Here is a 12,260-nt window from a genome sequence, read left to right on the forward strand (position 1 = left end):
TCCTTACTCGGCTGCCTGCGGATAGCCGATCGTCGCCATCGGCTTGAATTCGTGCTTGTCCTTGCCGGAAACACGCTCCGACCAGGGATCAACCTGGGCAAATTTCTGGGAGAAGACGAAGCGGTCGTAATAGGCCTTGCGCTTTTCACCATCATCCATGATCTGGCGGCGGATTTCGTCCAGACCGACCCGCTTGGCCCATTTGTAGATGCGCTCGAGATAGCGGGCCTGCTCGCGATACATCTGCGTCAGCGCCACGATATGCTCCAGCGCCTCGTCCTCGGTCTTCACCAGGCCGAGCACCTCGGTGCCCTTGATGTCGAGACCGGCGGCACCGGCGAAATGGATCTCGAAACCGGAATCCACGCAGATCACCCCGATATCCTTGCAGGTCGCTTCGGCGCAATTGCGCGGGCAGCCGGACACGGCCATTTTCAGTTTGGCCGGCGTCCATGATCCCCACATGAATTTCTCAATGCGGATGCCGAGACCCGTCGAATCCTGGGTGCCGAACCGGCACCAGTCCGAACCGACGCAGGTTTTCACCGTACGCAGGCCCTTGGCATAGGCCTGGCCGGAGACGAAGCCGGCCTTTCCGAGATCGGCCCACACGGCGGGCAGGTCTTCCTTCTCGATGCCGAGCAGATCGATGCGCTGGCCGCCTGTCACCTTGACCATGGGGATCTCGAACTTGTCGACGACATCGGCGATGGCCCGCAGCTCGTTCGAATTGGTGACGCCGCCCCACATGCGCGGCACGACGGAGTAGGTGCCGTCCTTCTGGATGTTGGCGTGGACGCGCTCATTGATGAAGCGCGACTGGTAGTCATCGGCGTATTCGTCCGGCCAATCGCAGACAAGGTAATAGTTGAGCGCCGGCCGACACTTGGCGCAGCCGCAGGAGGTCTTCCATTCCAATTCCTGCATGACGGCGGGAATGCTCTTCAGACCCTTTGCCTTGATCAGGCGGCGAACATCGTCATGGCCGAGTTCGGTGCAGGTGCACATCGGCTGCACGGCGGCCGGATTGTAGCCGTCGCCGAGCGTCAGCGCCATCAGCTGTTCGACGAGACCAGTGCAGGAGCCGCACGAGGCCGATGCCTTGGTATGGGCGCGCACATCGTCGAGCGACGTCAGTCCTTTGCTCGTGATCGTCGAGGTGATCTTGCCTTTACATACGCCGTTGCAGCCACAGATTTCCGCGTCATCCGGCAAGGCTGCAACGGCCGCCATAGGGTCCAGCGGTGACCCTCCCTGATAGGCCTGACCGAAGATCAGCGTCTCGCGCATCTCCGAAATATCGGTCGCCTTCTTCTTCAGATCGTTGAACCACGCGCCGTCGGCGGTCTCGCCGTAAAGCACGGTGCCGATGATCTTGTTGTCCTTAAGCACCAGGCGCTTGTAGACGCCGGCGCTGGCATCGCGCAGCACGATCTCCTCGCGGTCGTCACCGTCGGCAAAATCCCCGAGCGAGTAGAGTTCGATGCCGGTGACCTTGAGCTTGGTCGGCGTGTCCGCATGCACAAAAGCCGGCGAACGGTCGCCGGAGAGATGCGCGGCGGCGATGCGAGCCATTTCGTAAAGCGGCGCGACCAGGCCATAAACCATGCCGCCGACCTCGGCGCATTCGCCGAGCGCAAAGATATCGCCGTCCGAAGTCTGCATGCCGTTATCGACGACGATGCCGCGATTGACCGCAAGGCCGGCGTCCTTCGCCAGGCCGACGCTCGGACGAATGCCGACGGCCATGACGACGAGAGTTGCCGGGATGATGCGGCCATCGTCAAGTTCGATGCCTTCGACCTTGCCATTGCCAATGATCGCCTTGGTATTGGCCTTGCAGATGACCTTGATGCCGCGTTCCTCGACCGCCTTCTGCAAGAGATAACCGGCGGCGGGATCGAGCTGGCGCTCCATCAGCGTCGGCATGACGTGCAGAACGGTGACGTCCATGCCGCGCTGGGCGAGGCCGGCCGCCGCTTCGAGGCCAAGCAGACCGCCGCCGATGACGACCGCCTTTTCGCGCGACTGGGCGGCAAGCAGCATGGCCTGCACGTCGTCGAGATCGCGATAGGTGATGACGCCGGGCAGATCCTTGCCGGGAACCGGGATGATGAAGGGCACGGAGCCGGTGGCAATCACCAGCTTGTCGTAGCTTTCGGTGACGCCGTGGTCGGAGGTGACCGTCTTGGCGGCACGATCGATGTTGACGATCTTGTGGCCCTTGTAGAGCATGATGCCATGCTTGATGTACCAGCCGTCACCGTGAATGATGATCTGCTCGTAGTCCTTCTCTCCCGAGAGAACCGGCGACAGCATGATGCGGTCGTAATTGACGCGCGGCTCGGCATTGAAGATCGTGACTTCATAGCGTCCGGGCGCCCGTTCGAAGAGGTGCTCCAGCATGCGCCCGGGCGCCATGCCATTGCCGATGATGACGAGTTTTTCGGTCATGCGTTCAAGTCCCTTGGATTAGGTTGCAGCCACGGGCGCGGAGTGCCCTTGACGCGACAATTGCTTGACGGACAGGTGCATCCAGATCAGCGAGATCGCGACGATCGCGAAGAGCAGCAGGAAGCAGCTGGACCAGAGGCCGGTCATGTCCTTGAGGAGGCCGAAGGCGATCGGCAGGATGAAGCCGCCGAGACCGCCCATCATGCCGACGATGCCGCCGACGGCGCCGACGCTGTCGGGGTAATAGGCCGGAATGTGCTTGTAGACGGCGGCCTTGCCGAGGCTCATGAAGAAGCCGAGCACGAAGATGACGACGATGAAGATGACGGGCGTGATGGTCGCAGCCGGCAGCGACAGAATGAGCGTGGCCACGGCCGACACGGCAAACATCGCATACATCACGCTGCGTGCGCCCTTCTTGTCCGACAACACACCACCGAAGGCGCGGAAGATGCTGCCCGGGATGGAGTAGGCGGCCGCGATCATGCCGGCAGTTTCGAGGTTGAAGCCGTAGACGCCGACCAGATAACGCGGCAGCCACAGCGACAGGGCGACGAAGCCGCCGAAGGCGAAGAAATAGTAGAGCGAGAAGCGCCAGACCTGGACGTTCTGCAGTGGCGCGAATTCCTGGGCGAGGCTCTTCGAGGAGACGCCGCGCTCGCGGCGAATACGGAAGGCCGGATCGTCCGTGGTGGTGAACCAGAAGACGATGGCCATCACCGCCAGACAGACGGCCCAGATTTCCGCAACCGCCTGCCAGCCCCAGGCGAGCAGAACGAAGGGAGCGGCGAATTTGGTCACAGCCGCGCCGACATTGCCGGCGCCGAAGATGCCGAGCGCCGTGCCTTGCTTTTCCGCCGGGAAGAAGGGCGAGACATAGGCGACGCCGACCGCGAAGGAGCCGCCGGCAAGCCCGACGCCGAGGCCGGCGATCAGCATCTGCGTATAGGTGTGGGCATAGGAGAGCAGAAAGGTCGCCACTGCGGCGGCAAGCATCGTCAGCGTGTAAACGAGACGGCCGCCGTAACGCCCTGTCCAGATGCCGAGGACGATGCGCACGAGCGAACCGGTGAGAACCGGGGTGCCGATCAGCAATCCGAACTCGGCCTCGTTGAGGTTGAGCTCCTGTTTGATGCGGACGCCGATGATCGCAAAGATCGTCCAGACGGCGAAACAGAGAGTGAAGGCGACCGTGGAGATCCACAATGCTTTGGCTGGTTCGCCGGCGGACATGGGCTGCGCTTTCTCGATGACAGACATGGCTTCTCCGTGGCCCGACAAAGTCGTGCCGATCCATCGCTGGGGGTTAAAAACAAAAAGCCGCTGGTCAGGCTGCGCTGCACGAAGTGCGCGAATATCCTGATCAGCGGCTTTGCTGGTGGCGCCCTCCGTTGGACGCCGAATTCATGGTCTTCTGTGAGGGCTAGTGCGCCCTCATACTGCGCTGATCGCCATTGATCTGTGCGTTAAAAGCCTTGCAAGCTGCGTGCCAGTTCTGTTTCTTTGCTTTAAGCGCTTGAACAGATACAGAATTCGAACGGCTACTCGTCTGCACGTTTTTGCGGCTACCAAGAAACGTGCAAATCTTTTGTGCGTTGCGATGATGGGGAGTGTCGAACTTTGCTGGCGTTTTGTGCAGGCCGGCATGGATCAGGTCTCATCGCTATGGGAGTCGAGGGGCAGGGCGCTCTTGACGGCAAAGCGCGCCACATAGTCCGGCAGTTCGGTCGGATCGAAAACGTGGCCGTCCATGAAGCGGTCGCCTTCGTCATTGCCTTCGATGCGGATATCGGCGTCGTCAGGTGCGTTGGCGTCGCCGAGAGCCGTGCGATAGAGATCCGGGCGGTAGGCGGATGCGGCGGCCCGCGCCTTGTTGAGGCTGGCCTCGGCCTGCCCCCAGCGTATCATCTGGCTGTAGATCCAAAGCGCATGGCTCGGCCTCGGATAATTGGCGAAGGCGGAATGAAACTGGAAATAATCGGCGATGATGCGCCGGTTTCCCCTTCCATCGAGGCTGAATTCGCCGGCGAGAACGCGGCGAATGATATCGTCGGGGGCGGCAATGTATCGCGGATCGGCGAGAGCGGCGGCCAGCGCATCGTGATTGTCCGGACGGTCACACCAGCGGGCTGCCGCATCGAGCGCCACGATCAGCCGGGAAACAGTCTCCGGATGGCTTTCCGCCCAATCCGGCCGCATGCCGATCACCTTTTCCGGCGCCGACGGCCAGATATCATGTTTGGCGGCGACGATGCGGCCGAGACCCCGCTCCGAGGCGACCATGTTCCAGGGAGCGCCGACGCAGAAACCATCGATTGCCCCGGCTGCCAGTGCGTCCGATGTCAGCGGCGGCGGCACGACGACGAGCCTGACATCCTTGTCGGGATCGATGCCGCCAGCCGCCAGCCAGTAGCGGAATTCGTAATTATGCGAGGAGAAGGGATAGGTGACCCCGAAGGTCGGCAGCGGCTCGCCGCGCGCCTTTATCGCCGCGATCGTTTTTGCCAGGGCATGCGCGTTATCCAGCGCGGTTGCCGGTTCCGGCAAGCCGGCGTCATCGCGCATCCTCTGGAAGAGCTGCGCCGACAGCGTGATCGCATTGCCGCCGCGCCCAAGGGAAAACGGCGTAATTGTCGGCGAGGGATTAGAGCCGAGGCCGAGCATGGAGGCGACCGGCATCGGCGACAGCATATGGGCGATATCGAATTGGCGGAATGCCAGACGGTCACGGACATTCGCCCAGGAGACGTCCTTGACGAGATCGAGCGTCAGGCCTTCCTTCTGCGCGAAGCCGAATTCCGCCGCCGCGATCAGCACCGACGCATCGACGAGCGGAATGAAACCGGCCCGCAGCACTTTCGGCCCTTCATGGTTGATATGCGCGGGCGAGGGCAGCCCGCCGCTGGAACTGACGGTCTTCGTCATCATATCCACTCCGGTTTCCTCCGGAAATTTAGGCGGCCCGCCATCACATCAAAAGTCCCGCGGCGGTGACCACGCTCTGGGCGATTTCCGACATCTTCTTCTTTTCGTTCATCGCCGTCTGCCGCAGCAGGGCGAAGGCCTCTTCCTCGGACAGGCCGCGTTTCTTCATCAATATGCCCTTGGCGCGCTCGATGAGCTTGCGTTCTTCCAGCGCCGAGCGGGCATCGGCAAGCTCCCGCCGCAGCCGGCTGAAGGCGTTGAATCGGCTGACGGCCATGTCGAGGATCGGTTTGACGCGTTCCTTCTTCAATCCGTCGACGATATAGGCGGAGACCCCGGCATCGACCGCAGCCTCGATCGAGGCCGTGTCGGAGCGATCGACGAACATGGCGATCGGACGGCTGACCGTGCGCGTCAACTGGAACAGATGCTCCATCATGTCGCGGTTGGGGTTTTCGATATCGATGATGATCACGTCCGGCATTAGCGTTTCGATGGTTCGGGCGATACCATTGACCTCATGCACCACGGTGACGCGCGCATGCCCTGCCTCGCGCAGCCCTTCTTCGATGATGGAGGCGCGAATGGCATTTTCGTCGATCACCAGAATCGTCAAATCGAGATGCGTCATTGCTCTATTTATGACGCACTGCAGCAATTTTGGCAAGGTGGCCGCCTCAAAACTGTGCGGAAAAACCAGTGCACAAATAATAATCAGACTGCCGTACTTTCGCGCGCAATCAGCGTGTAGCCCAGATCAATTTGCTCCGCCGCGGGCGTCCGGGAGGAGTTCAGGGCGGCAAGCACGCGCTCTGCAGCCAGCTTTCCGGTCTCGAATCGCCGGGTCGCGATTGAGGAGAGGGAAGGAGCGGCGCAGGCGGCGAATTCAAGATCGTGGAATCCCATGATCGCGATGTCATCGGGCACGCGCATCCCGCGTTTGCGGCATTCCTGCATGGCGCCGAGTGCTAGATTGTCGTCCGTGCAGAAGATGGCCTCCGGCATGTCGCCGCTTTCGTGCGTCATCGCGAAAAGATCGGAACCCAGCGCAACGGAGCTATGGCGCGGCTTCCGCGCAATGATCTCGGCAGGTCGTAGTCCCGCCTGCTCCATTGCCAGCCGACAGCCGTCCAAACGTGACTGTGCACGGTGATCGAGATTGCCGGTCAGAAAGGCGATCCGCCGGAGGCCGAGTCCAATCAGGTGTTGTGTGGCCGTCTGTCCCGCGTTTTCCTGCGACATACCGATATTCAGATCGATGGGTTCCGGTGAAAGTTCGAAGGTTTCGACCACCGGCAGGCGTGCCTGGGAGAGAAGCTGCCGCGAGAGCGGTGTGTGATGGGTGCCGGTGATGATGATCGCCTCCACCCTTTGCCCGAGCAGAGCCTTGATGGCATTTTCCTCCTCGATCTGGGAATAACGGCTGTTAACGACGAGCACATGAAAGCCGGCGGCCACCAAAATGTCGTGCAGCGCGAACAAATATTCGGCAAAAATCACGTTGTAGAGGGTCGGAACGATCACACCGATTGTATGCGTGCGCGAGGAGGCCAGTCGGCTTGCCGCAAGATTGGGAACATAGCCAAGTTCCTTGACGGCGGCGTTGACGCGCACGCGCAGGGCCGGAGAGACCGCATCGGGCTTGCGCAATACCCTTGACACCGTGATCGGGCTAACGCCGGCAAGGCTTGCCACATCATCGAGTGTTATTCGCCGCATCGAAGCCTCACCGTGGTTATAGAATATTGATTCTCATATTCTTTCGACGTCAAGAATATTTTCTGATCTACAGTTGGTAGCGCTAGCAAATGCGATTTGACAGCGCTGTCAACTATGTTAGTTTCAAATTGTACCGGAAATGACGGGATGGAGCCTTCCGGGACCAAGAAGCCAATCAAAAGCATAGGAGAGGCGGCTCGGTCCGCCTGAGGAGGAGGACATTTATGCAAAAGGTGAAAAAAGCCAAGTTGGCCCGTATTGCCGCGTTTTCCGCGCCCGCGCTCATTCTGTTCTGCGGCACGGCCGGCGCGGAACCGAAGATCGTCTCCGGCCCCGCCGCCGACCCCGGCTGCATGGTGCCTTGGGCCGCGGACACGCAGTTCCTGCAATATCCAAAAAAGAACGGCCCTTACCGCATCGCGCTTGCCAATGGCTATATCGCCAATACCTGGCGTATCCAGATGGTACAGACGGCTAAGGCCTATGCTGCTCAGCCCGATGTCGCGGCCAAGCTGAAGGAATTCAAGGTCGTTTCGACCGGCGAGGACGTGCCGGCGCAAATTTCTGCCATCAACAACTTCATCGATGCCGGTTACGACGCCGTCGTGGTCAACGCGCAGAATCCCACCGCCTTCGGCCCGGTAATCAAACGCGCTAAGCAGGCCGGCGTCATCCTCGTCGCCTTTGACAATATCCTCGACACCAAGGATGCGATCAACGTCAATGTCGATCAGAAGGGGCTCGGCGTCATCTGGGCCGACTGGCTGATCAAGCATCTGCCAAACGGCGGCAAGGTGCTGGAAGTGCGCGGCGTCGCCGGTACTTCCGTCGATACGGATCGTCACAATGGCATTCATGAAACTCTCGATGCTTCAGGCAAGAAATTCACGGTAACGGAGGTGGTTGGAAAGTGGGACGACGGCGTTGCCCAGAAGGCGACCGCCGATGCGATTGCCACCAACGGTCCGTTCGACGGTATTACCGCCCAGGGCGGCGATACCGGCGTCGTGCAGGCCATGATCGACGCCAAACATCCCTTCGTGCCATTCGGCGGCGAGACGGAAAACGGCTTCCGCAAATTCTGTGCAGCCCATGCCGCCGATGGCCTGAAGTGCTCATCCGCCGGCACAGGTCCCGCCCAGGTCGCTGTTGCCATCAAGACTGCGATCGCTGCCCTCGAAGGTCAAGTGGTGCCGCAAGCGATCAAGCTGCCGACCGCACTTGTGTCCGACCCGGACTTCAAGGAAGGTCAGGACTATTATCCCACTCAATCCGACAACTTCTTCGTCGGCAATTCCTTCCCCACCTGCGGCATCAATTTCACCGCCCAGGAGATCATGGGGCAGTCCAAAGAAAATCAATAGCAGCCGTCCTCGGATGTGATTGCGGGTGTTCGCGCCCGCAATCTCGACCATGGTAGACCGAAGGGAGGCTGAACGTATGACTTTGCCCGAACCGCTTTTCCGCATGGAAGGCATATCGAAGCGCTATGGCGGAGCTGTTGCGCTCAAGAATGCCGATATCGTCGTTCGGCCGGGCGCGATCCATGCCGTCCTCGGCGAGAACGGCGCGGGAAAATCGACGCTGATCAAGATCATGGCCGGCGTGGTGACGCCGGACGAAGGGCGCATGTTGCTCGATGGCAAGGAGATCACCTTTGCCTCGCCGGCAGCCGCCAATGCGGCGGGCATCGTCTGTGTCTTCCAAGAGCTTTCGCTCATTCCCGATCTGTCGGTTGCCGACAATATCGTCATCAGCAATCCGCCGCAGAGGTTCGGCATGATCGACCGGCGCAGGCAGCGGAGGATCGCCGAGGAAGCGCTGGCGCGCGCCGGCGCCTCCGACATTCATCCCTCCGTTTTGGTCAAAGACCTGCCATTGTCGCGGCGGCAAATGGTCGAAATTGCCAAGGCGCTCGCCCGAAAGCCGCGGCTGATGATTCTCGACGAGGCGACGTCGGCGTTGACACAATCGGATGTCGAAAAGGTATTTGCCGTGCTGAAGCGCCTGCGGGCCGAAGGGATGGCGCTGATCTACATCTCCCACCGCATGCATGAAATCGCCCAATTGGCGGATGAGTGCACGGTCTTCCGCAACGGCCGCAGCATCGAATCCTACCCGGCCGGCACCAAAACCGATCAGCAGGTGGTCGAACTGATGATCGGTCGGGAATACAACAATGTTTTTCCGCCGAAACCGCCGCACCGACGGGAAGAAAAACCGATCCTTTCGTGCCGCGATCTTTCCTGGGGCGAGCGGCTCTCCGGCGTCACCTTCGGCATCAGGCCCGGCGAGATCATCGGATTTGGCGGTCTGGACGGGCAGGGGCAGCGCGAATTGCTCCTGGCCCTCTTCGGCGTACTGCGCGAAGTCAAGGGGGAAATCGTAATCGACGGCAGACGGATCAGGCTCAAGAGCCCCCGTGATGCCAAGTCCGCCGGTATTTCGATGGCGTTGATTCCCGAGGACCGGAAAACCGAAGGCTTGATGCTGCCGATGACAGTACGCGAAAATCTATCGATTGCCGCGCTCGATCGCATTTCGCGCAATGGCGTCATTGACCGGGCCGCCGAGCGACGCGAAATCGATGAACTGTTCAAGGTCCTGGCGATCAAGGCCGCGAACTTCGACATGCCCGTTGCCGCCCTGTCAGGCGGAAACCAGCAGAAGGTCGTCATCGCCAAATGGCTGATGAACCGGCCACGTATCATCTTGCTCAACGATCCGACACGCGGCATCGACGTCGGCACCAAACAGGAAATCTATCTGCTGCTGCGCAGGCTTGCGGATGCGGGAGCGGCGGTCATCTTTTACTCCACCGATTATGACGAGCTGATTGGCTGCTGCGACCGCGTCCTCGTCATGTATGACGGCAGCATCATCCGCGAGCTTGAAGGCGCAAACATCAACGAACATGAGCTGATCAGCGCGGCTCTGAACATCGCCGGCGACCAGCGAAGGACAGTTCAATGAACAGACTTGTTCTCGGCGAACGGCGATTCTGGTATGCGCAGCAGAAGGGAACGCTGTTTGCCGCTCTCCTCTTCGTCACGATGTTTGCCCTCTATGTCTCAAATCACCCGGCGGGGTTCACGCCCAACGTCGTGCAAACTGCCTCTAACAAGGCGACGCTGCTAGCATTCGTCGCGATGGCACAAAGCCTTGTCGTCATTACTGCCGGCATTGATCTCTCTGCCGGGATGGTTTTGGTCCTGTGCAATTGCCTCGCCTCCTGGCTGGTCGTCGGCACGCCGCTGCAGACGGGCGCGGGTGTCGTCGTCGTGCTGCTTGCCGGGCTTGGCTGCGGCATGTTGAATGGGCTCATTATCATCTTCGGCCGGCTGCAGCCGATCGTCACGACCATCGCTACCAGCGCGATCTTCTACGGTTTGGCGCTGCTGCTGCGTCCAACGCCCGGCGGCTCGGTCAATGAGGAGTTGGCCGACGCGTTCACATCCAAGCTTTTCGGGATCGTTCCGGCCAGCTTTGTCGTGCTTCTAATCACGATCATCGTCATTTGGGTGCCATTCAGCCGCTCGGCGATCGGCAGGGCGGCTTACGCCGTAGGCTCGGCCGAAAATGCTGCCTATATGTCGGCAATGCCCGTCAAGCTGGCAAAATTCGCGGCCTATGCGCTCGCGGGATTGCTTTCGGCGATTGGCGGTCTGTATCTCACCTTTTTCTCCTATACCGGCGAGGCGGCACTTGCCAGCGGCAACGCCTACACCCTCTACTCTATCGCGGCGGTGGTGCTCGGCGGCGTGTCCCTTGCGGGTGGCAAGGGAAGCGCCGTCGGCGCCGTCTTCGGCGCCCTGGCATTTCGGACGATCGGCGACTTGCTGTTCGTCTTCGATTTCGATCCGCTTTGGCAGCCGCTGTTCCAGGGCGTGGTTTTGATGCTGGCGATCAGCATCGGCTGCATCGGGCTTGTACGGGTTCGCAATCGGCTGGAGTGGTTTCAATGAGCGAGGAAGCGTCCTCCATGCGCCAGCTTCGAGTGCCTGCCCGCCTGCGCGGCGTCGATCCGGCGGTGGCTACTGCCTTCGGCTGCATTATCCTGCTCCTGCTCGCAGGATCGATCTATTCGCCGAATTTCCTCTCGCCTGATTATCTGTTGCAGCAGTTGAAGGTGGCCTCATTCCTCGGCGTCATTGCCACCGGCATGATGGCCGTCATCCTGCTCGGCCAGATCGACCTGTCAGTGCCGTGGGTCGTAACGACAGGCGCGATGATGGCCTGCGCTGCGACCGCTTACGGCACGGCAGGCTCGGTTCTGGCCATCCCGTTCGGCATCCTGTGCGGCGCCGCGATCGGTCTGGTTAACGGTTTGGCGGTCGGCTATCTCCGTATTCCCTCAATGATCATCACGCTGGCGACCAACGCGGTCGCTCAAGGTCTTATGGTCGTCTATACCGGCGGCTTTTCTCCACAAGACTCGGCCTCATCGGCCATGCGGTTCCTGGCCACCGGCTATACTATTTCCGGCCTTCCGAACGGTGTTCTCGTCTGGCTGGCCGTCGGTCTGGTCGCCGTCTTCGTTTTGACGCGCACGACCTTTGGGCGGTCGCTCTACGCCATCGGAAACCGAGAGCGCGCCGCCTATCTGTCCGGCATCGACACCCGGTGCATCACCTTGCTAGCCTTCGTCATGTCAGGCGGGCTGAGCGCACTCGGTGGCGTCCTGCTGGCAGGCTATGCGTCAAAGGCGTCGCAATCGATGGGGGATGCCTATCTCCTGCCCTCGATTGCTGCCGTGGTCCTCGGCGGTACGCATGTGCTCGGCGGCAAGGGTTCCTACCTCGGAACCGTGGCAGGGGTCATCCTGATCACGCTCCTCCAATCGATCCTTTCGGTGATGCAGATCGAAGAGGCTGGCCGTCAGCTCATCTACGGCGCCGTCATCATCGGCATGCTTCTGCTCTACGGTCGTCAGAAGTTGGCCTGATTGTGTCGCCCCTCGGCAATTGTTTGCGCGTCGTCAAAGTCTCCTACAGCCGACGGTCCGTTCAACCATGTAAAGGACGCAGCCCCGTCCGCGCGTTCAGTGGCTTGTGCAGGATCGATATTTGCTGCCGTGGTCTCTTCATCGCGCCAGCCTGCCGGAAAAATAAATGCCGGCGCAGGCTGCAAATCGAAAGAGCATGCCTTTGGTTCTCGTGCTA

Annotated in this window: 9 protein-coding genes; 4 read left to right on the plus strand and 5 right to left on the minus strand. The window is 60.7% G+C overall.

Annotated elements, in window-relative coordinates:
* Nucleotides 1-3: 3 nt before the first annotated feature.
* The 5 genes from nirB to PYR71_RS15265 all read right to left on the minus strand — a co-directional run bounded on the left by nirB (nucleotide 4) and on the right by PYR71_RS15265 (nucleotide 7,098).
* A complete protein-coding gene (gene nirB, locus PYR71_RS15245; RefSeq protein ID WP_183916163.1) occupies nucleotides 4-2,454 on the minus strand; it encodes a nitrite reductase large subunit NirB in 2,451 nt (816 codons plus the stop codon).
* 18 nt (nucleotides 2,455-2,472) lie between these two features.
* Nucleotides 2,473-3,714 carry an MFS transporter gene (locus PYR71_RS15250; RefSeq protein WP_183916161.1) on the minus strand — a complete coding sequence of 414 codons (1,242 nt, stop codon included), beginning with the start codon at nucleotides 3,712-3,714 and terminating at the stop codon, nucleotides 2,473-2,475.
* A 390-nt stretch (nucleotides 3,715-4,104) separates the two neighbouring features.
* Nucleotides 4,105-5,388 (minus strand): CmpA/NrtA family ABC transporter substrate-binding protein, encoded by a 1,284-nt coding sequence (locus tag PYR71_RS15255; protein WP_275619947.1) that lies wholly within the window; start codon nucleotides 5,386-5,388, stop codon nucleotides 4,105-4,107.
* Between the two features lie 34 nt (nucleotides 5,389-5,422).
* Nucleotides 5,423-6,010 (minus strand): ANTAR domain-containing response regulator, encoded by a 588-nt coding sequence (locus PYR71_RS15260; RefSeq protein WP_064825174.1) that lies wholly within the window; start codon nucleotides 6,008-6,010, stop codon nucleotides 5,423-5,425.
* An 83-nt stretch (nucleotides 6,011-6,093) separates the two neighbouring features.
* Nucleotides 6,094-7,098: a LacI family DNA-binding transcriptional regulator gene (locus PYR71_RS15265; protein ID WP_275619948.1), complete on the minus strand. Its 1,005-nt coding sequence runs from the start codon at nucleotides 7,096-7,098 to the stop codon at nucleotides 6,094-6,096.
* A 224-nt stretch (nucleotides 7,099-7,322) separates the two neighbouring features.
* Here PYR71_RS15265 and PYR71_RS15270 point away from each other — a divergent pair, with 224 nt between their 5' ends.
* From PYR71_RS15270 to PYR71_RS15285, 4 genes are all read left to right on the plus strand, one after another.
* Nucleotides 7,323-8,462: a sugar ABC transporter substrate-binding protein gene (locus PYR71_RS15270; protein WP_275619949.1), complete on the plus strand. Its 1,140-nt coding sequence runs from the start codon at nucleotides 7,323-7,325 to the stop codon at nucleotides 8,460-8,462.
* Nucleotides 8,463-8,538: 76 nt separating this feature from the next.
* Entirely contained in the window at nucleotides 8,539-10,071 is a 1,533-nt protein-coding gene (locus tag PYR71_RS15275) for a sugar ABC transporter ATP-binding protein (protein WP_183916152.1), read from the plus strand.
* Nucleotides 10,068-11,063: an ABC transporter permease gene (locus PYR71_RS15280; protein WP_183916150.1), complete on the plus strand. Its 996-nt coding sequence runs from the start codon at nucleotides 10,068-10,070 to the stop codon at nucleotides 11,061-11,063. Before PYR71_RS15275 ends, PYR71_RS15280 begins: the two co-directional genes overlap by 4 nt.
* A complete protein-coding gene (locus PYR71_RS15285; RefSeq protein ID WP_183916148.1) occupies nucleotides 11,060-12,043 on the plus strand; it encodes an ABC transporter permease in 984 nt (327 codons plus the stop codon). The genes PYR71_RS15280 and PYR71_RS15285 overlap by 4 nt, the downstream gene beginning before the upstream one ends.
* Nucleotides 12,044-12,260 lie beyond the last annotated feature (217 nt).

Origin of the sequence: Rhizobium mulingense (assembly GCF_029194105.1) — a bacterium.
GTDB classification, from domain to species: Bacteria; Pseudomonadota; Alphaproteobacteria; order Rhizobiales; family Rhizobiaceae; genus Rhizobium; species Rhizobium mulingense.

Bases quoted from the DNA above. Each gene is read 5' to 3' on its own strand.
- nirB (WP_183916163.1), bottom strand. From the start codon at position 2,454: ATGACCGAAAAACTCGTCATCATCGGCAATGGCATGGCGCCCGGGCGC.
- PYR71_RS15250 (WP_183916161.1), bottom strand. From the start codon at position 3,714: ATGTCTGTCATCGAGAAAGCGCAGCCCATGTCCGCCGGCGAACCAGCC.
- PYR71_RS15260 (WP_064825174.1), bottom strand. From the start codon at position 6,010: ATGACGCATCTCGATTTGACGATTCTGGTGATCGACGAAAATGCCATT.
- PYR71_RS15265 (WP_275619948.1), bottom strand. From the start codon at position 7,098: ATGCGGCGAATAACACTCGATGATGTGGCAAGCCTTGCCGGCGTTAGC.
- PYR71_RS15270 (WP_275619949.1), top strand. From the start codon at position 7,323: ATGCAAAAGGTGAAAAAAGCCAAGTTGGCCCGTATTGCCGCGTTTTCC.
- PYR71_RS15275 (WP_183916152.1), top strand. From the start codon at position 8,539: ATGACTTTGCCCGAACCGCTTTTCCGCATGGAAGGCATATCGAAGCGC.
- PYR71_RS15280 (WP_183916150.1), top strand. From the start codon at position 10,068: ATGAACAGACTTGTTCTCGGCGAACGGCGATTCTGGTATGCGCAGCAG.
- PYR71_RS15285 (WP_183916148.1), top strand. From the start codon at position 11,060: ATGAGCGAGGAAGCGTCCTCCATGCGCCAGCTTCGAGTGCCTGCCCGC.